Raw genomic sequence first — 21,549 nt, 5'->3', positions numbered from 1 at the left:
GCTCGGCTAACTCTCAAAAATGGCCTGTTCTACGTCTTGCCGGCTGAGGGAATAGGGAAAAGATAAAGTTTTCGTGTTGCCGTCTGGGTAGGTGTATCGCACCCAAATGCTGGTTTCTTCCAGGCGCAAAATGGCTTTCCAGCCAGGCCGTTCGCAAAACCACTGCTCCACATCCTGCGGATCGCGGGTGCAGCCCTGATCCTCCAGCCAGCGTTCGATGGTGTGGAGCGGGTGATTGTACAGGGGCGTGGTTGCAGGAGGCAAAGGCATGGCGAGATTCAAGAAAAGCAATCAAACCCTAGAGTCAACGGGCTATGTTCATTCAAGCACTCCTGATCCAGAATCCGAAAACTCGATCCCAATGTCCTACCGAAGAGGGCAGGAAATGCTCGCAGAATCAGCTTGCCCCACTCTCTCGCAGCCAAGCGAGGACACCTGCCAACACCAAACACACAACCAGGGTGGATCCCATCAGCAGCAGGGCACACAGCTCGCCAGCCGAAAGTGGGCGGGTTTCCATACGCAGCTCTAGAGAATCGGCACCAAGGGATCCCGTCATGCTCAGAGATCCCGTGTTGGCAGTCACCGCCCGTAAGCTGGCATCGTAGATGGCCCGTTTCGTCGGGTTGCTGAGGACAAGGTAGGCCTCCTGCAACTCTTGAAAGCAGCGAATGGCCACTTCCGGGGCCAGGGGAGAAGTATCGGGATGGTAGCGTTTGCTCAACTGCCGATAAGCCCGCCGGATGGCCTCAGGAGATGCCCCTGGAGACAGACCCAGCCGTTGGTAGTAGGTGAGGGAAGTCAAGGAGCGCATGCAACCTATGGAGGAGCAAGACTACAGGGGCAGCAAAACCGCTTTCAGGGGAGCACAGCTCTAGTCCAGTGTAATCACTCGCGCAGACACCGGGATCCCTGCAGCAAGCCTCTATTCTTCCTCATCCTCTTCAGACTTAGCTTTGGGATAGTAGAAACCGGTGTTGCGACCGCTGAGAATGGCGCGCCCAATGGTCATGGCTCGCTGGGCCTGGAGCTTAGCTTTGCCCAGCCAGACGGCGTAGCGCCTGCGACTGCGGGCTTTAGAAGTTTTCTTCTTAGGAACAGGCATGGCTTCGCACAAAAACACAGCCTTACTAGGCTAGCATTGAGGCTGCGCTGCCGATCCCAGCTTTATTCAGGCAAGTAGCCTATCAGTGGTTGACCAAAAGGCGCGGCAAGCCCCGTCCTTCAGGGCAGGGAAGGATAGCGCCGACCGTAGCCGACGCCCTTTAAAAACGCAGTTATGAGAATAACGCCGATCGCGGCAGCGGGCCGGAGGCCTTTCTGGTCGGTGCCATCAACATCCTTGCTCGCGGGATACAGCTGTTGCGAGACGAAGGGCAGGACACGGCCGACGCTGCGGTCGGGATGCGGGTGGGTGAACCACCCGTGTCAGCCCGGATGGCCTGTGGATCGAACTGCACGGGCGGTCGGAAGCAGGAACCCGCCGAGACGACTGCGCAAGGAGCCATCCATGCGCAGCGTGGTAGGAATCTCCAGCCTTCAGGCCGGGGAGGATGTCAAACGAACGACACTTGCTTTCTGAGCCACTAACCTTGTAGAAAGACAAGGGCGAAAGGGCGGCTTTGATGCGGCGGCGCATTCTACAGCTTTGCATCCTCGGCTGGACGATGCTCCTCGTCCTGGCAGTGGGGGGCAGGGGATCCCTGCCGGTTCCCCACTTTTTTGGCATTGAAGCCCTGCAAGCCCAGGCTCAAACTCAAGCCGGAGAACTGCCGCAGCCGATGCGGCTCAAACTTCCCCCCGGCCTGGATCGCTACGCCTACGACAAGGCGGTGGGAGACTACTTTGAGGAAATCGAGCCGCTTTTGCCAGGTGGAGCCTATGCCCAGTGGGCCTTCTATCCCGTCCCTATCTACATCCAAGGGGATCACCCCCAGTGGAAGGCCTCCGTGGAGCAAGCGGTGAAGGAGTGGTCGGCCTACATCCCGCTCAAGGTGGTGGCCAAAGAGGAGGAGGCTTTCTACGGGATGAGCATTTACCGCGTTCCTCCTATTGGCGGCGGGGTGGCTGGGGCGGCCCGCCCGGAGTTTTTCTTCGCCTCCGATGGCTCTTTGCAGCAGCGGGTGCGCATCGTCATTGCAGAAGGACAGGGGTTGGCCGAAATAACGGCGGTGGCCCGACACGAGATCGGGCATGGGCTGGGGCTGTGGGGCCATAGCCCGAACCTGCGGGATCTGATGTATGGCGGACACCATGCGGCGGCTACCGGCAATCGGCGGGTGTTGCGGGTGCCCAACATTACCAAGCGGGATCTCAACACCCTCAAGCGCGTCTACGAGCAGCCCACCCTCAGCGGGCAGGTCTTTCCAGAGAGCTATCGCCGCCTGTTTGGCCAGCTTCTGCAGGAAAAGCCGCTGCCCGAGAGAGCTCTTGGATTGCCGCTAGCTAGAGCTGCAGGAGTTGCGACACCCCCTTGAGCGCCATAGCTAGGAGAAAAAAGAGCAACTGGGTGGCAACAATGCTGGGGCCGGAGGGCAGGTTGAAGGTTGCCGAGGCGATCATCCCCAGCACCGCGCTCAGTCCCCCAATACCTATGGCCAGCAGCACATAGGTTGTAAAGCGGGATCCCAACATCCGTGCTGTCGAGGCCGGGATGACCACAAAAGCGCTCACCAGCAACACCCCCACCGAGCGAATCGCCAGGGCCACCACCACAGCCAGCAACACCACAAAAGCCAGCTTCTGCCAGCCCACCTGAACCCCCCGCGCCCGCGCCAGCGGCTCATCCAGGGTCAGCAACATTTGGGAGGGCAAAGTCAATCCCACATAGGCCGAGCTGATCAGCAAGAGGATCCCGCTCGTCCACAGGGCTGCCGGGCTGATCCCCAAAATCTCCCCAAACAACAACTGGTTGAGGTTGCCCCGATAGCCGGGCAGCAAGCTGAGGGCGATAACGGCCAGCGCCAAAGAGGAAGAGTAGATGATGTTCAGCACCGCATCCGCCGACAGTTGAGTGCGCTCCAAGACAAAGGTGACGCCCAAAGCAAATCCCACCCCAAACACCATCAACACCACGGTGGGATTCAGCCCCAGCAGCACTCCCAAAACAATCCCCAGCAGAGCCGAATGCCCCAGGGCATCGCTAAAAAACGACAGTTGCCGCAGAATAACAAAACTGCCCAGCAGCCCACCTGTCATGCCGGTGAGGATCCCACCCAGCATGGCCCGCTGCATAAAGGGCAACTGCAACAGCTCCACTACCCGCACCCAGCCCTCCAACATCGCCTTCCCCTCAGTGACGGTGGATGTAGCGGACAAAATGGTGCTCCGCACCGCTGTCGCGAACAGGCCCATAAACCCGGCTCAGCACTTCTGGTGCCAAAGCCACCTGGGGGGATCCCTGGCAGATGAGGGATTGGTTGAGGCACAGCACGCGGTCGCAATAGCAAGACACCATTTCCAGATCATGGGAGATCTGCAAAATGGTCCAGCCCAGAGATTGGCGCAGCTCTTCCAGGAGCCGGTAAAACTCCCCCTCGCTGAGCGTATCTAAGCCTGCCGGTGCCTCGTCGAGGATAAGCAGCCGCCGCGGCCAAGCCAAGCAATAGGCCAACAGCACCCGTTTCAGCTCCCCGCCGCTGAGCTGGCCCAGAGCCTTGGAGGACAGGTGGGATGCGCCGGCTCGTTCCAGCGCCTCTTGCACCGCCTGCTGCCGAGCAGAGCGCTGCTGCCAGGGCCAGCGGGGTTGCAACGCCCCCCAACCCAAAGCCACAAACTCCTCCACCACCATGGGGATCCCAGGATTGAACTGAAAACGTTGGGGCACGTAAGCCACCTGCTGCCGCACCGAGGGGGGCAAATAGCCGGACAGGCGCACCGGCTCTCCCAGAATCCAAACCGAGCCGCACTGCCGCGGCAGGATCCCCAAAATCGCCTGTACCAAGGTACTTTTGCCGGCTCCATTGGGGCCAACAACCGCCGTATGGGATCCCGCCCTCAGCTCAAACGACACATTTTGCACCGCCAACTGGGATCCCCGATAGACCGTCAGCCCCTCCACGCGCAGGACAACCTCGCCGGAGCAGGAGATCATCGCCCCCTCGCCAGCAGGTGTTCGAGAGCAGCTTGGCCCAGCAGCGGCAATTGCAGGGGCAGGAAGGCCGTCTCCTTCTCAAAGGCGGAGACCAGGTTCTCCAAGTTTTGCCGCAGGATGGTCAGGTAATATTCCGGCTCGATCCCCTCAGGGCCAGCGGTTTCGATGGGATCGAAAACGCGAACTTGGATCCCTAGGTCTCTGGCCAAAACCTCAAAGGGGTTGTTACTCCCCAGCTGCGGTTCCACCAAGATGGTCTTCAGGCCCGACTCCCGCACCGTCTCCATCACCCGTCGCACATCTTCTGGAGAAGGATTGGCCTCTGGGATCTCCACCAAAAACTCAGCCTTGAGGTTGTAGCGCTCGGCAAAGTAGGGGGCAAAGTTGTGGAAAACTACAAACTTTCTGCCGGCAAAGGGAGCCAAGCGCTGCTCGATCTCCTCATCCAAAGCCTTGAGCTTCTCGATAAAAGCAGCCGCATTGGCCTGGTAGATCTCTGCCCCCGCCGGATCTACAGAGATGAGGCCATCACGAATATTTTCCACCTGCTGAATGGCCCGCCTGGGATCCAGCCAAATGTGGGGGTTAAACTCGCCGTGACTGTGCCCATGAGAGTGGCCATGGCCATGCCCGTGAGAATGGCCGTGACTGTGTCCATGAGAGTGTCCGTGACTGTGTCCATGAGAGTGGCCATGGCCGTGACCGTGGGAGTGCCCATGCTCTGGCTCCTCAGCCCGCAAAGTTGGGATCCCTTCGCTGCTGTCAACGATTTGCAATTGGGGGTTCCCAGCGCTGGCAATCAACCCTTCCAAAAACGTTTCCATACCCAACCCGTTGATCACCAGCACATCCGCCTGAGCCAGCAAACGAACCTCCTCAGGTCGAGCCTGAAAGTCGTGGGGCCCCATCTGAGGGGGAAGGAGTGGCGTGACTTCTGCCCGATCCCCGGCCACAGCACGGGTAAATTGCGTTATCGGCAAAATCGTGGTCACCACCTTTGGGGGGCTGGATCCCTGCTGGGCCCGGGACTCTTCTTGGCGCATCTGCAGGCTTCCCAGGATCCCGACCGAAAGAGCGGCCACCAGAGATACCAGCGATCGCATGGATCGAACAGAGGAAAGAGAGCTAAACCTATCGGTCATGTGCAGAAATACCTCACCAAACAACAGAGACAGCAGAACTTGCAGAACCCAACCTTTGAAAAGCCAAAGCCCTCTGCTGAAGCAAAGAAAACATGCTCACCAGGCCATTGCTCCTGGAAGGGCTAAGGCTGAAATTGAGGCCCATCTCCCGCACAAACTCTGGGGAAACCCCCAAAATCTCTTCCGGCGCTAGGCCACTTAGCCCCTCCACCACAATGGCCACCAAACCCTTGACCAACTGAGCATCGGCATCCCCTTGGATGTAGACCTTGCCCTCCCTAAACTCGGTGGCCAGCCACACCCGCGAAGCGCAACCTCTGACTAGGTTCTCCTCCTTCCTCTCCGCTTCGGGAAAGGGTGGCAGGTGCTTGGCATAGGCTAGGAGAAGCTCATACTTCTGCCGCGAGGTCTTGGCCTTCTGGAAGCGATTGACAATTTGCTGCAGAGCTGCGGGCATCCCTCAGCTTGTCTAGAGTGAGAATGATAATCAAACTCATCATAACACCCCCACTCAGCGAGGGCGCAGGGGCACCTGCAAACTTTTGGGACTGTCGTTACCGAAGCGAGCGATAGCCGCCACTTACTCCCCGTGGTGAGAGGACCAGTTGCCAAAGTTGGCTGGCCCGGGCCTTGAAGCTACCGGCACTCATCAGGAGATAGAGCCGCCACATGCGGCGAAAGCGCTCATCGTAGCGGTCGGCTAATTTTGGCCATGCCTGCTCGAAATTGGCGTGCCAGGCTTTTAAGGTGGCCACGTAATTGATCCCAAAATTGTGCCAGTCTTCCAGCACAAATAAGCCCTCAAAGGCTGCAGTAATCAGATGAGGCGAGGGCAGCATCGAGTTGGGGAAAATGTAGCGCTCAATCCAGGGATCCCGCCCCTGGTAGGCCACGTTGCTGCCGATGGTGTGCAGAAGAAACAAGCCATTGTCGTTCAACAAGCGGCGGGCTACCTGCATAAACGTTCGGTAGTTTCGGTAGCCAACATGTTCAAACATGCCGACAGAAAGGATGCGATCAAACTTTCCCTGGGTCTGGCGATAGTCTTCTAACCGAATTACTATTCACCTTGACTGTTTCCAATTTCTAGGGATCCCCCCGAAGGGGGAACTTTCCAAGGCTGTAAGCGTAGGCCGCGTTTTGTTAGGTTTCCAATTTCTAGGGATCCCCCCGAAGGGGGAACGGGACGCGGAGGCCGGCTGCAACGTTATCCAACTAAAGTTTCCAATTTCTAGGGATCCCCCCGAAGGGGGAACAAGCTGTCAACGTAATTGAAAAGCAACGCCAGGAGAGTTTCCAATTTCTAGGGATCCCCCCGAAGGGGGAACGCTGTTGGTTCCACGGTCGGTCTTGTGACCGCCAAAGGGTTTCCAATTTCTAGGGATCCCCCCGAAGGGGGAACAGGCCGGTTCGGCCACAACCATCGGTGTCGATGATGCGGTTTCCAATTTCTAGGGATCCCCCCGAAGGGGGAACGGTTTTATTATCAACTTCTATATTCCAGTGACTAACTAACGTTTCCAATTTCTAGGGATCCCCCCGAAGGGGGAACAGTAAAGACAGAATCTTTACTGAGTGGCAAAAGTGGGCTGTTTCCAATTTCTAGGGATCCCCCCGAAGGGGGAACGTGATGACTCAACTGACACACCGTGCACAACGCCGCGCACGTTTCCAATTTCTAGGGATCCCCCCGAAGGGGGAACCCCAAGTTGGTGGTTCGGGAGGTAGGAGGTAAACAATACTGTTTCCAATTTCTAGGGATCCCCCCGAAGGGGGAACAGAATTAGATAAAAATCAACTTCCAATAGAGGAAGTCTTGTTTCCAATTTCTAGGGATCCCCCCGAAGGGGGAACTCCACCCCTATTAAACCCAAGCAGGGCAAGGAATGCAAGGCCCATTTGCGAGGGATCCGGAAAAAAGTCGGCAAAAAGAGTTTTGGCGAGGGGGTTTTGGGGCCGGAAAGCCTTGTGGCGCAAGGCGTCGAGGGATCGAACGAAAGAATCGGCCTTTGCGGCTTTTGGCGGATCGCTCGCGGAGGCGTTGATACCGTTTTGGTGTTCTTTTGGAAACATCGAGATCCAGACAAGGGCAGTAGGGCCCTGAGTCCACTGATAAGCCAACCTCAGCCAATCTAGCCGCGCAGGCGACCGGAGCGCAGGATGCTGATGACGAGCCACAGCCCCAACAGGCTGGCCGCCCCGAACAGGAGTTCACTCAGCCCAAAGACCTGAAACCGCTGCGTCTGAGCCGAGATGATGGCGGCCCCGACGATTAGAGAGCCGACCACAATGCTGTAGGAAAGGCGGTTGGCCGACTGATCCAGGCTGCTGCGGATCCCGTCCAGCTCTTGGATGGTCAAGTTCCAGCGCTGGGTTTCCGAGGTGATGCGGCTGAGCAGCAGCTCCATCTGGCGCGGCGATTGCAGAGAGAGATTTTTCAAATCCAAAGCCGTGCGCAGCAGCGAAGGCAGAGGGGCCTCCCCCAGCAATTGCGCCCGAAACACATCCGCCATCAGGGGGCGAAGCTGCTCCGGCAGGTTGTAGTCGGGGGTGAGCTGGCGGGCGATCCCTTCCAAATTGGCCAGCGCCTTGGCACAGAGGCCCAAATTGCCGGGAATGCGGATCTGGTTGCGCCGGGCCGCCTGCAGGATCTCGGAAAAGAGCTGGCTGAAGTTGAGTTCCGCAATGCTCAGGGTGTAGTACTGCCGCAGAAGGCGCTCGTAGTCGCTTTGGAGCTGGGCCAAGCTGACAGTCTGATCCCGCGAGCGGGCCGCGGATCTTTCCGGCAGGGCCAACTCCAGGGTCAATTCGGCACAGCGCTGGGCATCGAGGCTGACAATGGCCAGCATCAGCTCCAGCAGAATCTGCTGCGTACGCGGATCCAGCCGCCCAATCATGCCGCAATCCAGCAGGGCTACGCGACCGGATCCCAAGTAAAAGAGGTTGCCGGGGTGGGGATCGGCGTGGAAATAGCCATCAATGCAGATCTGCTGGAAAAAAGCGCGGGTCAAGAGGCGGGCGATGTTTTCCGGGTCCGCGTCGCTGCGATCCGCCTCCAACAGGGGCCGGCCCTCGATCCACTCCAGCGTCAACACCTTTGGCGTAGTGAGAGGCCAATGGATGCGCGGCACCACCAGTTGGGCCGGATCAAACCAACGCCCCCTTTGCAACTGTTGGCGGAGCTGCTCGGTGTGGCGGGCCTCTTGGGTAAAGTCCAGCTCTGCTTGAATGGCCCGGCAGAACTCATCCGCCAAGGCCACCACATCTGCCAACCTGCCGAACTCCGTTTGCGCCACCAGCTCGGCAATGCCCCGGATTAGCCGCGTATCCCGCTCCACCACCGCCTCCAGCCCGGGCCGCTGGATCTTGAGGGCCACCCACTCGCCGCTGACCAGACAAGCCCGATGGACCTGGGCAATGGATCCCGCCGCAACCGACTCTGTGTCCAGGCTGCTGAACACCTGCTCCAACGGCTGCCGCAACTGCTGCCGCAGCAGGATCTCCACCGCATTCCAGGGAACAGGAGGTACGTCGGCCTGCAGAGTGCTGAGGGCCTCGATGTACTCTCGCGGCAACAGGTCCGGACGGGTGCTCAGCAGCTGGCCTAGCTTGACATAGACCGGCCCCAGATCCACCAAAATGTTGCGCAGCACCATTGGGGGGGGCAGTTGGGGTTCCCCAGCCTTGCCAAAAGAGAGCAAGCGGCGCATGTAGTCCCAACCGTGGCGCAAAACCACCTCCAGGATCTCGGCCTGACGCGCCCCACTCTGGGCCAGACGGGCAAACATCGCAGTCTCTCTCCCTGGAAGTCCAATGGCAGAGAAGCCCGATCCCTAGAAAAAGGGGATAGGGGCCACCCTACGGGTTCCATCCCAGCCGGTTTGCAGCCCCTCCCGCAACACCCGCAGCACCTCGTCGGTGTCGGCATTGGGCTGGGCAAAGGAGAAAACATGCTTGAAGCGCAGTTTGCCCTCCCGATCCACAACGAACTGGGCCGGCAGGGGTGCTCCCAGAGCTTGGCCAACCCCATAGAGGCGGAAGGTTTTGCACTCGGGATCCACCAGCAGCGGGTAAGGCAGCTGCAGGTCTGCTTGAATCTGCTGGCTTTGAACCGGATCAGTGCTGGTGACCATCAGCAGCTCCGCCCCCAGAGCTTGGATCTCCCTGTAGCGGGCTTTCAGCTCTTGGATGTGGGGGTAGCAAAAAGGGCAAAACAGCTTTTCGGTGAAGATACGAGTAAAAGCCAGAACCACCGGCTTTTGGCCGCGGTAGTCCGATAGCCGCACGGGATCCCCTTGCACGCGCGGCAGCTCAAAATCGGGGGCAATCTGGCCGATTTCCAGAGAAGTGTTGGCTGGTTGGGGGATGAAGTTGTCGGCAAAGCGACGGTTAAACAGTCCGCTGTTGCTGGTCATTGCAGTTTTTTACGTTTCTTTACTACTTGCCACCAGCCTAACCCAAAGCCTCGGCCACCGCCTTCAGCCGTCGGAGCTGGGCCCGCATATCCTGCTGGGTCGGCCCTGCTGCCAACAGGTAAAACCCTGCCGCCACCCAGGGATTGGGAATGCGGAAGTTGAAGCAATTGACTAGAAGGGTACCCCCCGGCTGGGGATGGCATTCCCAGCGGTCGGTTCCTTCAAAAAATCCCTTAAACTGCCACTGCACCAAGCCTTCTGCCCGCTCTGTAATCACGCAATCCAAGCTGGGGGATACAAACGGCAAGCGAAGGAAAAAGCGGTAGCGGCTGCCCAATTCCGCCAGAGGGGATCCCACCGCCTCACAGCCCAACAGCGGGTTGAGCCAGCGCTTCATCAACTCCAGGTCGGTGAGGCAGCGATCCACCTGGGCCACGCTGGCCGCAATCTGAATCGACTGGGTATAGATGGGCATCCTCAGGGAAAAGTTGGGGGAGCGAGCTTGGCCGCAGAGAGGTCTTCTGCCGTGGCAGAGGGGGATACGGTGCTCAGCAAAATCAAGATATCGCGATATTCCACCTGATCCGGCCCGCGACGGGGGGATCCCACTTGCACCACCGCCTGTTGGAGAGGCTTTTTGGGGTGGGGGGGAGACTCGAACACCAAGGTGCGGATCCCATTGGCCTGCTCGATGTCCGAGAGGATGTCCCAGCCCCGGCCCCACAGGGTGCGGCGATAGTAGGCGGCAATCGCCTCCAGAGGCTGAGAGGTCTGCAAGATCAGGGAAGCAAGGCCCCCCTCTCGATCCCGAATCTGTCCCGAAGAGATGATGGAAGCGTTGGGCAACTGCAAGTGAGGGGGAAACTGAGGGGGAAGGGCGCGGGCATCTCCTAGGGAAGCCTCAAAGTGCGTGCCATCTTTGCCGATGTGACGCCGCACGGGATCCTGATCCACTTCTTGAGCAACCGGATCAGGCATCTTGCGGCAGGCCACGAGGGATCCCGCCAACAGCCCCAGGGTTAGCCGAGTAAGAATAGGCAAAGAACTTGGCCCCACTGACGTGAACCGCTCAAGACGGGGATTTTTTCTCATCCGTTGGCCAGGGATCCCTGACTGGTTATAGCGGATCCCGCCTTTGGATACAACCAATCTCCCTTTCTGGGCCAAGTTCCAGAGCAGCCATCATTCGTCGAGCCAGGGCTGACAACTGCACACCAGGTGGCGATCCCCGTAGGCGTTGTCGATGCGGCTGACGCTGGGCCAGAACTTGTGGGATCTGACCCAGGGGAGCGGGTAGGCAGCCACCGAGCGAGGATAGGGGCGATCCCAGTGGTCGGCAGCCACCACCTCGGCGGTGTGGGGGGCCAGCTTGAGGGGATTGCGCACCGGATCCATCTCGCCTCGCTCAATGGCGGCAATCTCCTGGCGGATGGCAATCATCGCCTCGCAGAAGCGATCTAGCTCCTCCAGAGATTCGCTCTCGGTGGGCTCCACCATCATTGTCCCCGCCACCGGCCAGGAGATGGTGGGGGCGTGGAAGCCATAGTCCATCAGGCGCTTGGCCACATCTTCCACCTCGATGCCAGCGCTTTTTTTCAGGGGGCGCAAATCCAAAATACACTCGTGGGCCACCCACCCCCCCGGCCCCTTGTAGAGCACCGGGTAGTAGGGATCCAACCGCTTGGCGATGTAGTTGGCGTTGAGGATGGCCACTTGGCTGGCCAGGGTGAGGCCGGCGGATCCCATAAGGCGAATGTAGGCCCAGGAGATGGGCAAAATGCTGGCACTGCCCCACGGGGCAGCGCTGACGGGGCCGTTACAGCCGGGCAAAACAGGATGGCCAGGCAAATAGGGCACAAGGTGGCGGGCCACGGCAATGGGCCCTACCCCCGGCCCACCTCCCCCATGGGGAATGCAGAAGGTCTTGTGCAGGTTGAGGTGGCAGACATCGGCCCCCAGCTCGGCAGGACGGCAGAGGCCCACCTGAGCGTTGAGGTTGGCCCCATCCATGTACACCTGTCCCCCCGCCTCGTGGACGATCTGGCAAATCTCGCGGATCCCTTCCTCAAACACGCCGTGGGTAGAAGGGTAGGTGATCATCAAGGCGGCCAGCCGCTCCCCGTGCTGCTCCACCTTGGCCCGCAGATCCTCAATGTCGATATTGCCGGCTTCATCACAAGCTACGCTCACCACCTGCATCCCCGCCATCACGGCGCTGGCCGGGTTGGTTCCGTGGGCCGAGGTGGGGATCAAGCACACCTGCCGTCGGCCTTCCCCTCTGGCTTGGTGGTAGCGGCGGATGGCCAACAGGCCGGCATATTCCCCCTGAGATCCGGCGTTGGGCTGCAGAGAAACTCCGGCAAAGCCGGTGATCTCCGCCAGCATCTTTTCCAACTGGGCAAAGAGGGCTTGGTAGCCGCGGGCCTGCTCCAGGGGCACAAAAGGATGGAGCTGGGCAAACTCCGGCCAGGTGACCGGCATCATCTCCACCGTGGCGTTCAGCTTCATGGTGCAAGAGCCCAAGGGGATCATGGAATGGGTGAGAGCCAGATCCCGGCTTTGCAGGCGGTGGATATAGCGCAGCAGCTCGGTTTCCGAGTGGTAACGGTTAAATACCGGGTGAGTGAGGTAGGGGGTGGTGCGCAGGAGCTGGGGCGGCAGGCTCTGGCCCAAGTCCAGCTCTGGGCTGTCGGGATCCCAAGCTGGCGGTAAGGACTCCGTTCCGCTGCCGGGAAGGGTTCCGGCAAAGATCTCCCACAGATCCCGCAGATCCTGAGTGGTGGTGGCCTCATCCAAGCTGATCCCCAGCGTCCGGTCATCGATCTGGCGGAGGTTGATCTGTCGCTGGGCAGCGCCGGCCTGGATCGCCTGCACCTGCTCTGGAGAAGCTACCTTGACCCAGAAGGTATCGAAGAAATGCTCGGGCCCCACCTCATAACCCAACTGGCAGATCCCAGTGGCCAAGTGATGGGCCTGGCGGTGGATGCGCTCGGCTATGTGTCGCAAGCCGCGGGGGCCGTGGTAGACGGCATACATAGAAGCCATCACCGCCAAAAGCACCTGGGCAGTGCAGATGTTGCTGGTGGCCTTGTCCCGCCGGATGTGCTGCTCGCGGGTCTGCAACGCCAAGCGCAGGGCTGGCTTGCCTTGAGCATCCTGAGAAATCCCCACCAGCCGTCCTGGCAGCAGCCGCTTGTGGGCCTCGCGGGTGGCGAAGTAAGCCGCATGGGGGCCGCCATAGCCCAAAGGCACGCCGAAGCGCTGGGTGGATCCCACCACGATGTCCGCTCCCCACTCTCCTGGGGGTTGCAATAGGGTTAAGCTGAGCAGGTCGGCAGCCACCGCCACCACCATCCCCTTCTGGTGAGCCTGCTCCACCAACTGCCGGTAGTCCCGGATTTCCCCAAAGGTGTTGGGATATTGCAGGAGTAACCCAAAGCCCTTTTCCAGGGAGAGTTCTGTTGGATCGGCTATGCGCACCTGGATTCCCAATGGTTCCGCCCGCGTCTGTACCACGGCAATCGTCTGGGGATGGCAGCCCCGATCCACCCAGAAAACCGGGGATCCCTTGCCCGCCAAGGTGTAGGCAAGAGCCATGGCTTCAGCGGCTGCGGTGGCCTCGTCCAGCAGGGAAGCATTGGCGATCTCCATCCCCGTCAGGTCGATCACCATCGTCTGGAAGTTGAGCAGGGCTTCCAACCGTCCCTGGGCAATCTCAGCTTGGTAGGGGGTGTAGGGGGTGTACCAGGCAGGGTTTTCCAGGATGCTGCGCTGAATCACCGGCGGCGTCAGGGTGTTGGAATAGCCCATGCCCAAAAAGGATCGCCACACCTGGTTCTGGGCAGCCATTGCCTGCAGTTCCGCCAACACCTGCAGCTCAGGGCAAGGGGATCCCAATTGCAAAGGCCGGCTGCTGCGAATGGCCGGCGGCACCGCCTTCTCCACCAGCTCCTGCAGCGAACTCAGCTCCAACACTTGCAACATCTGCCCAATTTGCCGGGCATCCGGCCCAATGTGCCGTCTGAGAAAGAGTTCGGTCTGCCCCAGCAACTCCAGCTCCGGAGAAGGCGTGGGTTGTGGGATCCCTGGAGATGGATCCCGGCTGGGGGGGTCAAGTCGAGTCGAGTGGAGAAGGGCCAAGTCGGACATGGTGCGATAGCCGAGAAAGGGAGAGCAAGAAAGACTGTCTCCTGATCATAGTTGTTAAAAATTGTTTCTGTCGGGATCCAAATCCTGTCTTGGCCCTCGATTCGGGGTGGAGGGGATGAGACACTAGATGGTCGGAGAATGTTAGCAACCTATACAGATGAGCCTTTTGGATTCTGCTTGGAGAAGTGATGCTATGCGCTGGCTGCTGTCCATCTTGGTTCGTGTGGTGTTAGTGCTCTGTCTGTGCTTCGCTCCTTTGGGGATCCCTGTTGTGGCCAGGGCCGCAGAGCTTCCCCCGGTAAAGCACTTGGACACTCCGATTGACGTGAACAACACCATCTTGCGCAACTACCGCCAACTGCCCGGCTTCTATCCCACCCTAGCTCGCATCCTGGTGAAAAATGCCCCCTACAAGAGCCTGGAAGACATGTTGCAGATCTCAGGCCTGACAGAGCAGCAAAAGGCCTTGATCAAAGCCAACGCCGAGAACTTCGTGTTTGGCGAGTATCAGGAAGGGGCTAACCAACTGGAAAACCGCATCAACCAAGGGTACTACGGCTGATCTCGGCAGAGGGGCCATCGGGAGAATCGGCTTTTGTAGGAAAGGGATCCTGTGGCCTACGATAACGTCTGCAAGTACTTGGTGGAATGGTTCCCCGAGTCCTTTGCCCGGTGGCTGCTGGGATCCCCTGTTTCCTTGGCTCAGCTACAGCCGACGGAGCTGTCCACCGAGCCCATCCGAGCGGACTCTCTTATCCTGCTGCGGGCCCAAAACCTGATTTTGCATCTGGAGTTTCAAACCGATCCGGATCCCGATATCCCCTTCCGCATGGCCGACTACTGCCTGCGCCTGTTCCGTCGCTATCCCGACCAGGAGGTGCGGCAGATTGTCATCTACCTGAGAAAAACCCAGTCAGAACGGGCGTACCAAACCTCTTTTCAACGGGGATCCCTTTCTCATCGCTTTGAGGTCTTGCGCCTGTGGGAACAAGATCCGGAGGTGCTATCTCAATATCCAGGACTCCTGCCTTTAGCCGTGTTGGCAGATCCGGAAAACCCGGAGCCGCGACTCCGCCAAGTGGCCAGAGCAATAGCAGAGATAGAGGATCCAAAACTACGGCAAGAGGTGAAAGCGGCCACTGCTGTTTTGGCAGGATTAACATGGACGCCAGAGGAAATTAGCAGGGTACTGGGAGGTCTGGCTGTGCGGGAATCGACCATCTATCAGATGTGGCGAGCAGAAGCCCTCAAAGAAGGGCGAGAGGAGGGCCTGAAACAAGGCCTAGAGCAAGGTCTGCAACAAGGTCTGCAGCAAGGTCTGCAGCAAGAAGCAGCTCGACTGACTCTGAGTCAACTGCGGCGCAAGCTGGGATCTTTGCCGGAAGACCTGTCTGAAACCATCCGCCTCTTACCTACCGAGCAACTGGAGGCTTTGGCGGAAGCGCTGTTGGACTTCCAAACCCTGGCCGATTTGATCCAATGGCTCAGGGAGTCATCATCCAACTAGGGTTTGCCGTCGCGGCCTTTTCCAACCTCACAGGACTCTGTGGGTGAGTTAGGATCCCTGTTACTCAGATGGACTCGATGAAACGGCCACAGGTTTTGATCTGTGGCTACTACGGCTACGGCAATGCCGGCGATGAGGCGTTGTTGCTGGCTCTCTTACGAGAGCTAGAGCAGTTGCCCAGCCCCGTACAGCCGGTGGTGCTCTCCCGTCGCCCTGCCGAAACGGCTGCCACCTATGGGGTGCTGGCCTATCCGCGCTTCAACAGTTTGGCTTTACGGCGCTGTCTCCAGGAGGCCCAGGCTTTCATCTGGGGTGGAGGTGGCCTGCTGCAGGATCGCACCAGTTGGCGCAGCCCTCTCTACTACCTGGGGGTGATGGGCCTAGCCCAGCGATGGGGGCTAAGAACCGTTGCCTGGGCCCAGGGGATCGGGCCGCTGCAGCGGGGGTGGATTCGCGCACTAGCCCGTCGCTCGTTGGCAGGTTGCACGGCCATTAGTGTGCGGGATGGAGTTGCCTCCCAATGGCTGCAAGAGTGGGGGATCCCTCACCAGGTGGCTCCGGATCCCGTCTGGAGTTTGCCGTCCAAAACCTTGCCGGAATGGGAAACGTGGCCTCAGCCCCGCATTGCTGTGGTCTTGCGTCCGCATCCGCAACTGACTGGAGCCTGTCTAGAAGCTTTGAGCCAGGGTTTACAGCGTCTCCAGGCTTCCACGGGGGCATACCTTCTCTTCGTGCCCTTTCAGCTGGCTCCTCCCGGATCCCCTGACCTTGGGCCAGACTACCACTTGGCTCAGCAGCTTCAGCAGCGCCTACCCCACCGTAGCCAAGTGCTGGAAATTCGGGATCCCTGTCTATTGAAAGGAGTCTTTCGGGGTGTCAGGCTGGCGATCACCATGCGCTACCACGGATTGGTGATGGCGGCGGCAGAGGGCTGCGCCTGTTTTGGTCTCAGCTACGATCCCAAGGTGAAAACGCTGCTCCAGGAATTGGGCATGCCTGGCTGGGATCTGCAGGAGATGCCCACCGATCCTGAAGCCTTACACCAAGCTTGGCTGGCCTGCTACTCAGAGGGCCTAGCTCTCAGCCCTGCCCAAGCTGACCTGTGGGCGAGGCAATCGGCTCAGCACGCTCAGTTGTTGAGACAGCACCTGAAGTGGGGTTGATGGGGTTGCCTGGAGAAGTTGCTGCCAGGGCGAATTCCGGTAGCGGTTCTTCTGGAGAGCCGCTTTACCCCAAAAGTAGGGGGGCACGGTGTCCCCGAACCAAAGCGCTGCGTGCATCCGCTTGAGGAGGCCCCCAATTCATTGAGGGGAGGACGTCACCTGAGAGGGTTTTGGGGGAGAAACTCCCGATCCAGGGGCAGGGGGGCGACAGGTTGGGTGAGGGTAAATTGGCCGCTTTCTATCCACTGCTTGAGGATTTCGGCAATTTGTATGGAGCGGCGCAAGCTGGCCAGGGGAGCGGTGCGAATCTTGCGGCCATTGAGGGTGATCTGGCCAGATTTGAGTTGGGCATAGCTCACTAAGCCAAAGGTGGGCCGCACCCGGCGGGGAATGGAAAAGTCAATCACGGGGGCAACCAACTCCTCATCCCGGATGGCGATGGCCTCCAAATCCGCAGGAGCGAGGATGGGAATGGGGATCCCGACCCCCAACATCAAGCTGGGACCGTAGTTGCGGAAGTAGCAGCCCCTCACCCATTCCGCCTGCATTTGCTTGGCATCCCCAATCAGGGCTAGAGTGGCCGCCGGGCCGATGGGAGTTTGGTTGGGCAATCGCTTTTGCAGCGGAAAGTGTTGGGTGCCCTCCCAGGCGACGTAGCCGATGCCGCCTCCCAAAAAGATGCGGCTGCCAATCCCCACCCGGCGCAACAGGGGATCGTTCAACAAGGGGGATAGCTCTCCCGGGTTGGAATAGACGGCATTGCCCAGATGCGGTTCCAACAGACCCAAGTAGGTGTACAAAGGCCGATCCCCGCCGTTCACCCCGACGATGAAGTTTTGGTAGGCATTGCGGGGGTTGAACAGGTAAAACTGGTTGAGCTGATCCCGAGTCAGGGTGGTCTCGTAGTCGGCGCGGGGGTAACAATCGGTCACTTGGCCGATGGCCCGCAAATGGACGCGCTTGCCCGCCACCAGGTCGGCAATGACATGGCCGCCCCCATAGGCTTGATCCGCTTGCTCGCTGGGTTGGGCTGCCCCCAGGTAAAGATCCACCGCGCCAAATCCGGCATAGGCCGGTACCCCGTTCAGCCAAGCTTGGCGAATCTTGATGGGCGGATCCGTATGGCCCAGGTTCACAATGGCTCCTGAAGACTCCATTGGCTCAAAGGTGCCGGTGGTGATCACATCCACCTGCTCAAAGGCTTCCTGGATCCCCAAGGTGGCCAGCTTGGCTTTGGCTTCCAGGGCCGTCCACACCCGCACCTGGCCTTTGGCAATGCGTTGGTTAATCTGGTCTAGGGTTCTCTCCATGGGATGTAAAGATCGCAATGGTTGGTCGCGTTGGCGGTGTGGAGCACTAGGCAGTCTTGATCGCTTGATCGTCGAGGGATCCGCTCCCATCTTGAATTCTCTCGTGAGGCAGCTCTTGGGACTGGCTCAATGAATAGCTTAAATGGACGGGGATCTGGGCCGGTGGGGCTTAAGGGGATCCGGCAGTATGGGCCGCTTTTGCCGGCGTTGGGGTTGGTGGGCCTGCTCTACGGCGGGGGGCTGCTGCTGGCTCTGGCCCAGAGTGTGGGCCTCTACGGCCTGGGCGAGAGGGGGTTTACCCTGCAGGGGTATGGGGAGCTGCTGCGGGATGCGGAAGTCGGGGGATCCCTGTTGCTCAGCCTCAGAATCGCTCTGTTGGCGACGGGGTTGGCGCTGCTTTTGGGGCTGGGGCTGGCGCTGCTGTTGCGGGGGGTGGGGGGGTGGGCCATCTGGCTTGGCCAGTTGACGCTGCCGATTCCTCATTTGGTGGGGGTGGCGGGGATGCTGCTGCTGCTGGGGCCCAGCGGTTGGCTGGCGCGGCTGGCCTTCCAACTGGGCTGGATTGCCTCGGATCAGGATTTTCCCTTGTGGGTGAACGACCGCGGCTATGTGGGGGTGTTGCTCTATTGGCTTTGGAAGGAGATCCCGTTTGCCGCTCTGGTGGCGCTGACGCTGCTGCGCGGGATGGGATCCGAGCTGGAGCAACAGGCTCGGCTGCTGGGGGCTTCTGCCGCCCAAACGTTTTGGTATGTGACCCTGCCCTTGCTCAGGCCGGGGCTGCTGGCCACCGGGATTCTCATCTTCGGCTTTGTCTTCAGCGCCTTTGAGGTTCCCTTGCTCTTAGGGCCCACCTACCCGCGCACCTTGCCCGTTCTGATCTATCAGCGCTTCACCCACATCAACCTGGAGCAGCGGCAGCAGGCGGTGGCGCTGGGGATCATCCTGCTGGCTGTCTCGGCAGCGGTGGTCAGCCTAATCGGAGGGCTGTTTGCAGCCAGAGTATCCTTTCTGCAGCTGCCGTTTGGCTCAGCGGGACGGAGTCCTTGGAGAAAGCCGTGAAAGGACGCAGATGGATTGGGGGATCCCTGCTCCGCCTTGGGGTGGCCGGAGTGGCCCTCCTTTGGGCTTTGCCCTTTGGGGTGCTGGCCCTTTGGGCCTTCACGCGGGCCTGGTATTTTCCCGATGCCCTGCCCCGGGCATGGAGCATAGCCGGTTGGCAGCAACTGCTGAGCTGGGGATCCCAGTTCCGGGCAGCCTTCGGCCAGAGCTTGCAAATTGCCCTGTTCACCACCCTGCTGGCCCTGGGGGTGGGGATCCCGGCAGGGCGAGTTTTGGGCACCCGTCCCGTGCCTGCCTGGCTGCGCCTGCTGCTGCTGTTGCCCGTCATCACCTCTCCTCTGGCTGTGCTGATGGGGATCCAAGGGGTGCTGATTCGCCTGCGGCTAGACGGTGCCCTGCTGGGGGTGGTGCTGGTGCATCTGATCCCCACCATTCCCTACATGGCTCTGGTGATGGGCAGTGTGTTCGCCCGTTTCGACCGCGGCTACGAGGCGCAGGCCCGCTGTTTGGGGGCGGATCCCTGGCAGGTGTGGTGGCAGGTGACGTTGCCCCTCATTGCCCCTGGGGCAGCCATTGGGGCGGTATTTGCCTTTTTGATCTCTTGGAACGAATTTTTGCTCACCTTCTTTGTCGGCGGTGGGCGGGTTCTCACGCTGCCAATGCTGCTCTACAGCCTTTTGCAAGGGGGAAACAATACCCTGGTGGCTGCAGTGGCCTTCCTGTCGCTGCTGCCGGGGTGGTTGGCCTTGCTGGGGGCCAGCGTCTGTTTGGGGCAGGCCATCGGGCTACCCCCCACAGAGGTTCAAGAGGGGGAGAGCTAATATCCCTTCAGGGCCAGGTTGGGCCGTTGCAGAGCAGCTCCCACCCGTTGAACCTGAGTTTTGAAGCTGCCATCTCGCTCCAACCATATCTGCCTCAGGGCAGGGGGAATTACCTCCAGGCCAAACTGGGGGCTCTTGGGACGAAATTGCACACAGGTTGAGGGACAAGCCAGGTAATCAACCCCCTCCCGCCGGCGGTGCAGGTCTTGGTGAATATGGCCGAATACAACGAGGCGGATGTGGTCGAACTCGTCCAGAACCCCAAACAACCGCTCCGGCTGCTGCAGGGCACTTTGATCCAGCCAGGCAGAATCCACCGAAAAAGGGGGATGGTGCAGGGCCAACAAAACATGGTGTTGGGCAGCTTTGCTCCGCTGCAATTCCTGTCTCAGCCACAGCAGCGTGCGCTCCGTCAGGTAACCGCTATCTTTGCCGGGCACGAGGGAGTTCAACAAAATAAAGCTCCAATTTTCCCGGCTGAAGCTCTTGTCCCCAAATAGCCGCTCGGCATGAAGCTCTTGGTTCATGGTGTGCAGGCGATCGTGGTTGCCTGCCAACCAGTAAGTATCGATGGGGAGAGCCTGCAAATGGGCTCTCAAACGGGCGTAAGATGCCGCACTGCCATCTTGAGAGAGATCTCCGGTAAGCAGCAGCAGATCCGGCAAGGGATCCAGAGCGGCAATGGCCTTTTGCACCTGCAGGAAAGAGGCTTCCGTGTCCACCCCCAGCAGCCGGTGATGGGGCTTGGCAAACAGATGCAGGTCGCTGATCTGAACCACGTATACGGTCATAGAGCAGGCCCAAGAGGGTGGGATCCCATCTCCGCAGGTTTAAAACACTACCGTTTTACGTTTTAACACCAGATGGCCCGGCTGGAACCAGTAGGTAGGGTCATTTCGATTCAAGCTAGGACACTGCACCCACACCCGAAACGTTGGTCGCGTCTTCGCGTCAGCGTTGCGGAGCAATAATTCCCAGAACCACAAGGCTTTTCTCAGTAGCCCAGGCGTCTCGCCCCCAACCTAAAATGACCATAACTCAGCCCTAAAGGGCTCAACCTTAACCTACCCAAGTCCGTCAACCCGGTTCAACCCCTTGAGAAAGCCTTAGGAAACATTCAGAGAGCGGCCCACGTTCCTAAAAGCAGCCTGCACCTGAGGCCAGCGGGATTCCTGGGTAGAGGCCGTCAGCGTATAGAGGCGATGGTGCCGAACGGTCACCGTCACCACCTCGTGGCGAAGCTGGGATCCCATATCGGTTTGGTATTCCAGCAGGTAATAGGGGTGCTCCTGCCGCTCAAAGGCTTCGGCAGCCAACAGCTTGGCCGAGCGACCGGATCCCTCAGGAGCAATGATCTTCTCCGCCACCAACTGCCCCACCTCAGCCGGGCTGCCCAAATCGGCAATCGTCTCCCCCTTGTCAAACGGGGCGATCATCAGGCTGACGTTCTCGGTCTCGTACACCAGGTCGCGCAGGAGTACCACCGGCCCTTTCCCCGGCCCAAGATTGACCGCCACCATGCCGTTGGGGTAAGCAAAAGCAAAGGCTCCGCTGGGATCCCTGTAGGCCCGCAGGTTAGAGCCCGCGGAACAGGCACCGACCACCAAGCTGAGGCAGACACAGAGCAGCAACAGCGCTCTAGACAGCCACGGGCTGGTTGCGTAAGTGGGCCACAGGCCTGATCGGGCAGAATGCGCGCCTCGTGCTGCTGACATTGCTGGGATCCTCTCCTCAGGTGGGTTGCCTATTCTTCCTTTATCATCCTAGTACGAGCGCACTCCCTCTAGCCCGTTGACCGTCAATTCCCAACGGAAAACTCCCCCTGCAACTTAGCAGCGGGGTTGCCGACGTGGGTTGAAAAGCGAGGGATCCCCAAGCTTGGAAGCAACT

General features: G+C 59.7%; 21 protein-coding genes, 2 pseudogenes and 1 CRISPR repeat array. Of the genes and pseudogenes, 7 read left to right on the top strand and 16 right to left on the bottom strand.

What is annotated here, in order from left to right; all coding sequences use genetic code 11:
* Nucleotides 1-6: 6 nt before the first annotated feature.
* From ACVWZF_RS01200 to ACVWZF_RS01190, 3 genes are all read right to left on the bottom strand, one after another.
* Nucleotides 7-270 (bottom strand): DUF3143 domain-containing protein, encoded by a 264-nt coding sequence (locus tag ACVWZF_RS01200; RefSeq protein ID WP_011431822.1) that lies wholly within the window; start codon nt 268-270, stop codon nt 7-9.
* Nucleotides 271-397: 127 nt separating this feature from the next.
* Nucleotides 398-814, bottom strand: coding sequence for a J domain-containing protein (locus ACVWZF_RS01195; RefSeq protein ID WP_011431821.1), 417 nt, complete (start codon nt 812-814; stop codon nt 398-400).
* Between the two features lie 111 nt (nt 815-925).
* Nucleotides 926-1,105, bottom strand: a complete 180-nt coding sequence (locus ACVWZF_RS01190) for a 50S ribosomal protein L32 (protein WP_011431820.1) — start codon at nt 1,103-1,105, stop codon at nt 926-928.
* Nucleotides 1,106-1,278: 173 nt separating this feature from the next.
* On the opposite strand from ACVWZF_RS01190, the pseudogene ACVWZF_RS01185 reads away from it, so the two are divergent.
* Together ACVWZF_RS01185 and ACVWZF_RS01180 are read left to right on the top strand one after the other, a co-directional pair.
* Nucleotides 1,279-1,515: pseudogene (locus tag ACVWZF_RS01185) on the top strand (RNA-guided endonuclease InsQ/TnpB family protein); the annotation flags it as partial.
* A gap of 110 nt (nt 1,516-1,625) precedes the next feature.
* Nucleotides 1,626-2,477 carry a hypothetical protein gene (locus ACVWZF_RS01180; protein ID WP_011431819.1) on the top strand — a complete coding sequence of 284 codons (852 nt, stop codon included), beginning with the start codon at nt 1,626-1,628 and terminating at the stop codon, nt 2,475-2,477.
* On the opposite strand, the gene ACVWZF_RS01175 is transcribed toward ACVWZF_RS01180, so the two are convergent.
* From ACVWZF_RS01175 to gcvP, 10 genes and pseudogenes are all read right to left on the bottom strand, one after another.
* Nucleotides 2,446-3,282 carry a metal ABC transporter permease gene (locus ACVWZF_RS01175; RefSeq protein ID WP_011431818.1) on the bottom strand — a complete coding sequence of 279 codons (837 nt, stop codon included), beginning with the start codon at nt 3,280-3,282 and terminating at the stop codon, nt 2,446-2,448. The genes ACVWZF_RS01180 and ACVWZF_RS01175 overlap by 32 nt on opposite strands.
* 10 nt (nt 3,283-3,292) lie before the next feature.
* Nucleotides 3,293-4,093: a metal ABC transporter ATP-binding protein gene (locus ACVWZF_RS01170; protein ID WP_011431817.1), complete on the bottom strand. Its 801-nt coding sequence runs from the start codon at nt 4,091-4,093 to the stop codon at nt 3,293-3,295.
* Nucleotides 4,090-5,235, bottom strand: coding sequence for a metal ABC transporter solute-binding protein, Zn/Mn family (locus ACVWZF_RS01165; protein ID WP_457410620.1), 1,146 nt, complete (start codon nt 5,233-5,235; stop codon nt 4,090-4,092). The genes ACVWZF_RS01170 and ACVWZF_RS01165 overlap by 4 nt, the downstream gene beginning before the upstream one ends.
* A 13-nt stretch (nt 5,236-5,248) precedes the next feature.
* On the bottom strand, nt 5,249-5,692 hold the full coding sequence (locus ACVWZF_RS01160; RefSeq protein ID WP_457410618.1) for a SufE family protein: 444 nt from the start codon (nt 5,690-5,692) through the stop codon (nt 5,249-5,251).
* A 97-nt stretch (nt 5,693-5,789) separates the two neighbouring features.
* Nucleotides 5,790-6,299 (bottom strand): annotated as a pseudogene (locus tag ACVWZF_RS01155) (class I SAM-dependent methyltransferase); the annotation flags it as partial.
* Nucleotides 6,300-6,310: 11 nt separating this feature from the next.
* A CRISPR array of direct repeats spans nt 6,311-7,089; the repeat unit is 36 nt; unit sequence GTTTCCAATTTCTAGGGATCCCCCCGAAGGGGGAAC.
* 278 nt (nt 7,090-7,367) lie between these two features.
* On the bottom strand, nt 7,368-9,023 hold the full coding sequence (locus tag ACVWZF_RS01150) for an ABC1 kinase family protein (protein ID WP_414374385.1): 1,656 nt from the start codon (nt 9,021-9,023) through the stop codon (nt 7,368-7,370).
* 45 nt (nt 9,024-9,068) lie between these two features.
* Nucleotides 9,069-9,650, bottom strand: coding sequence for a peroxiredoxin family protein (locus tag ACVWZF_RS01145; RefSeq protein WP_414332206.1), 582 nt, complete (start codon nt 9,648-9,650; stop codon nt 9,069-9,071).
* Nucleotides 9,651-9,687: 37 nt separating this feature from the next.
* Nucleotides 9,688-10,125, bottom strand: a complete 438-nt coding sequence (locus ACVWZF_RS01140) for an SRPBCC family protein (protein ID WP_457410616.1) — start codon at nt 10,123-10,125, stop codon at nt 9,688-9,690.
* A 2-nt stretch (nt 10,126-10,127) separates the two neighbouring features.
* Complete coding sequence (locus ACVWZF_RS01135) at nt 10,128-10,691, bottom strand: hypothetical protein (RefSeq protein ID WP_457398072.1); 564 nt, start codon at nt 10,689-10,691, stop codon at nt 10,128-10,130.
* Nucleotides 10,692-10,832: 141 nt separating this feature from the next.
* Nucleotides 10,833-13,799: an aminomethyl-transferring glycine dehydrogenase gene (gcvP, locus tag ACVWZF_RS01130; protein ID WP_457410615.1), complete on the bottom strand. Its 2,967-nt coding sequence runs from the start codon at nt 13,797-13,799 to the stop codon at nt 10,833-10,835.
* Nucleotides 13,800-13,992: 193 nt separating this feature from the next.
* Here gcvP and psbU point away from each other — a divergent pair, with 193 nt between their 5' ends.
* The 3 genes from psbU to csaB all read left to right on the top strand — a co-directional run bounded on the left by psbU (nt 13,993) and on the right by csaB (nt 16,469).
* Nucleotides 13,993-14,361 carry a photosystem II complex extrinsic protein PsbU gene (gene psbU / locus ACVWZF_RS01125; RefSeq protein WP_041436072.1) on the top strand — a complete coding sequence of 123 codons (369 nt, stop codon included), beginning with the start codon at nt 13,993-13,995 and terminating at the stop codon, nt 14,359-14,361.
* Nucleotides 14,362-14,412: 51 nt separating this feature from the next.
* A complete protein-coding gene (locus tag ACVWZF_RS01120) occupies nt 14,413-15,306 on the top strand; it encodes an Rpn family recombination-promoting nuclease/putative transposase (protein WP_457410613.1) in 894 nt (297 codons plus the stop codon).
* Nucleotides 15,307-15,383: 77 nt separating this feature from the next.
* Entirely contained in the window at nt 15,384-16,469 is a 1,086-nt protein-coding gene (gene csaB / locus ACVWZF_RS01115; RefSeq protein WP_457410611.1) for a polysaccharide pyruvyl transferase CsaB, read from the top strand.
* A gap of 155 nt (nt 16,470-16,624) precedes the next feature.
* Here the strand turns inward: csaB and ACVWZF_RS01110 are convergent, their stop codons facing one another.
* The gene (locus tag ACVWZF_RS01110; protein ID WP_414329883.1) at nt 16,625-17,779 is read right to left on the bottom strand and encodes a homocysteine biosynthesis protein; all 1,155 of its coding nucleotides are present in this window, start codon (nt 17,777-17,779) and stop codon (nt 16,625-16,627) included.
* Nucleotides 17,780-17,908: 129 nt separating this feature from the next.
* On the opposite strand from ACVWZF_RS01110, the gene ACVWZF_RS01105 reads away from it, so the two are divergent.
* Both ACVWZF_RS01105 and ACVWZF_RS01100 read left to right on the top strand, forming a co-directional pair.
* On the top strand, nt 17,909-18,838 hold the full coding sequence (locus ACVWZF_RS01105) for an ABC transporter permease (protein ID WP_011431804.1): 930 nt from the start codon (nt 17,909-17,911) through the stop codon (nt 18,836-18,838).
* Entirely contained in the window at nt 18,835-19,659 is an 825-nt protein-coding gene (locus ACVWZF_RS01100) for an ABC transporter permease (RefSeq protein ID WP_011431803.1), read from the top strand. Before ACVWZF_RS01105 ends, ACVWZF_RS01100 begins: the two co-directional genes overlap by 4 nt.
* On the opposite strand, the gene cpdA is transcribed toward ACVWZF_RS01100, so the two are convergent.
* Nucleotides 19,656-20,450, bottom strand: a complete 795-nt coding sequence (gene cpdA, locus ACVWZF_RS01095; protein WP_011431802.1) for a 3',5'-cyclic-AMP phosphodiesterase — start codon at nt 20,448-20,450, stop codon at nt 19,656-19,658. The two genes, ACVWZF_RS01100 and cpdA, sit on opposite strands and share 4 nt — an antisense overlap.
* Nucleotides 20,451-20,765: 315 nt before the next feature.
* Nucleotides 20,766-21,290, bottom strand: a complete 525-nt coding sequence (gene psbP, locus ACVWZF_RS01090; protein WP_011431801.1) for a photosystem II reaction center PsbP — start codon at nt 21,288-21,290, stop codon at nt 20,766-20,768.
* Nucleotides 21,291-21,549 lie beyond the last annotated feature (259 nt).

This window comes from Thermostichus sp. OS-CIW-30 (assembly GCF_054060215.1).
This window is presented reverse-complemented; position numbering and strand designations above follow the sequence as displayed.

Bases quoted from the DNA above. Each gene is read 5' to 3' on its own strand.
- ACVWZF_RS01165 (WP_457410620.1), bottom strand. From the start codon at position 5,235: ATGACCGATAGGTTTAGCTCTCTTTCCTCTGTTCGATCCATGCGATCG.
- cpdA (WP_011431802.1), bottom strand. From the start codon at position 20,450: ATGACCGTATACGTGGTTCAGATCAGCGACCTGCATCTGTTTGCCAAG.
- ACVWZF_RS01195 (WP_011431821.1), bottom strand. From the start codon at position 814: ATGCGCTCCTTGACTTCCCTCACCTACTACCAACGGCTGGGTCTGTCT.
- ACVWZF_RS01140 (WP_457410616.1), bottom strand. From the start codon at position 10,125: ATGCCCATCTATACCCAGTCGATTCAGATTGCGGCCAGCGTGGCCCAG.
- ACVWZF_RS01145 (WP_414332206.1), bottom strand. From the start codon at position 9,650: ATGACCAGCAACAGCGGACTGTTTAACCGTCGCTTTGCCGACAACTTC.
- ACVWZF_RS01200 (WP_011431822.1), bottom strand. From the start codon at position 270: ATGCCTTTGCCTCCTGCAACCACGCCCCTGTACAATCACCCGCTCCAC.
- ACVWZF_RS01150 (WP_414374385.1), bottom strand. From the start codon at position 9,023: ATGTTTGCCCGTCTGGCCCAGAGTGGGGCGCGTCAGGCCGAGATCCTG.
- ACVWZF_RS01180 (WP_011431819.1), top strand. From the start codon at position 1,626: ATGCGGCGGCGCATTCTACAGCTTTGCATCCTCGGCTGGACGATGCTC.
- ACVWZF_RS01175 (WP_011431818.1), bottom strand. From the start codon at position 3,282: ATGTTGGAGGGCTGGGTGCGGGTAGTGGAGCTGTTGCAGTTGCCCTTT.
- ACVWZF_RS01190 (WP_011431820.1), bottom strand. From the start codon at position 1,105: ATGCCTGTTCCTAAGAAGAAAACTTCTAAAGCCCGCAGTCGCAGGCGC.
- ACVWZF_RS01160 (WP_457410618.1), bottom strand. From the start codon at position 5,692: ATGCCCGCAGCTCTGCAGCAAATTGTCAATCGCTTCCAGAAGGCCAAG.
- gcvP (WP_457410615.1), bottom strand. From the start codon at position 13,799: ATGTCCGACTTGGCCCTTCTCCACTCGACTCGACTTGACCCCCCCAGC.
- csaB (WP_457410611.1), top strand. From the start codon at position 15,384: ATGAAACGGCCACAGGTTTTGATCTGTGGCTACTACGGCTACGGCAAT.
- ACVWZF_RS01105 (WP_011431804.1), top strand. From the start codon at position 17,909: ATGAATAGCTTAAATGGACGGGGATCTGGGCCGGTGGGGCTTAAGGGG.
- ACVWZF_RS01110 (WP_414329883.1), bottom strand. From the start codon at position 17,779: ATGGAGAGAACCCTAGACCAGATTAACCAACGCATTGCCAAAGGCCAG.
- psbU (WP_041436072.1), top strand. From the start codon at position 13,993: ATGCGCTGGCTGCTGTCCATCTTGGTTCGTGTGGTGTTAGTGCTCTGT.
- ACVWZF_RS01170 (WP_011431817.1), bottom strand. From the start codon at position 4,093: ATGATCTCCTGCTCCGGCGAGGTTGTCCTGCGCGTGGAGGGGCTGACG.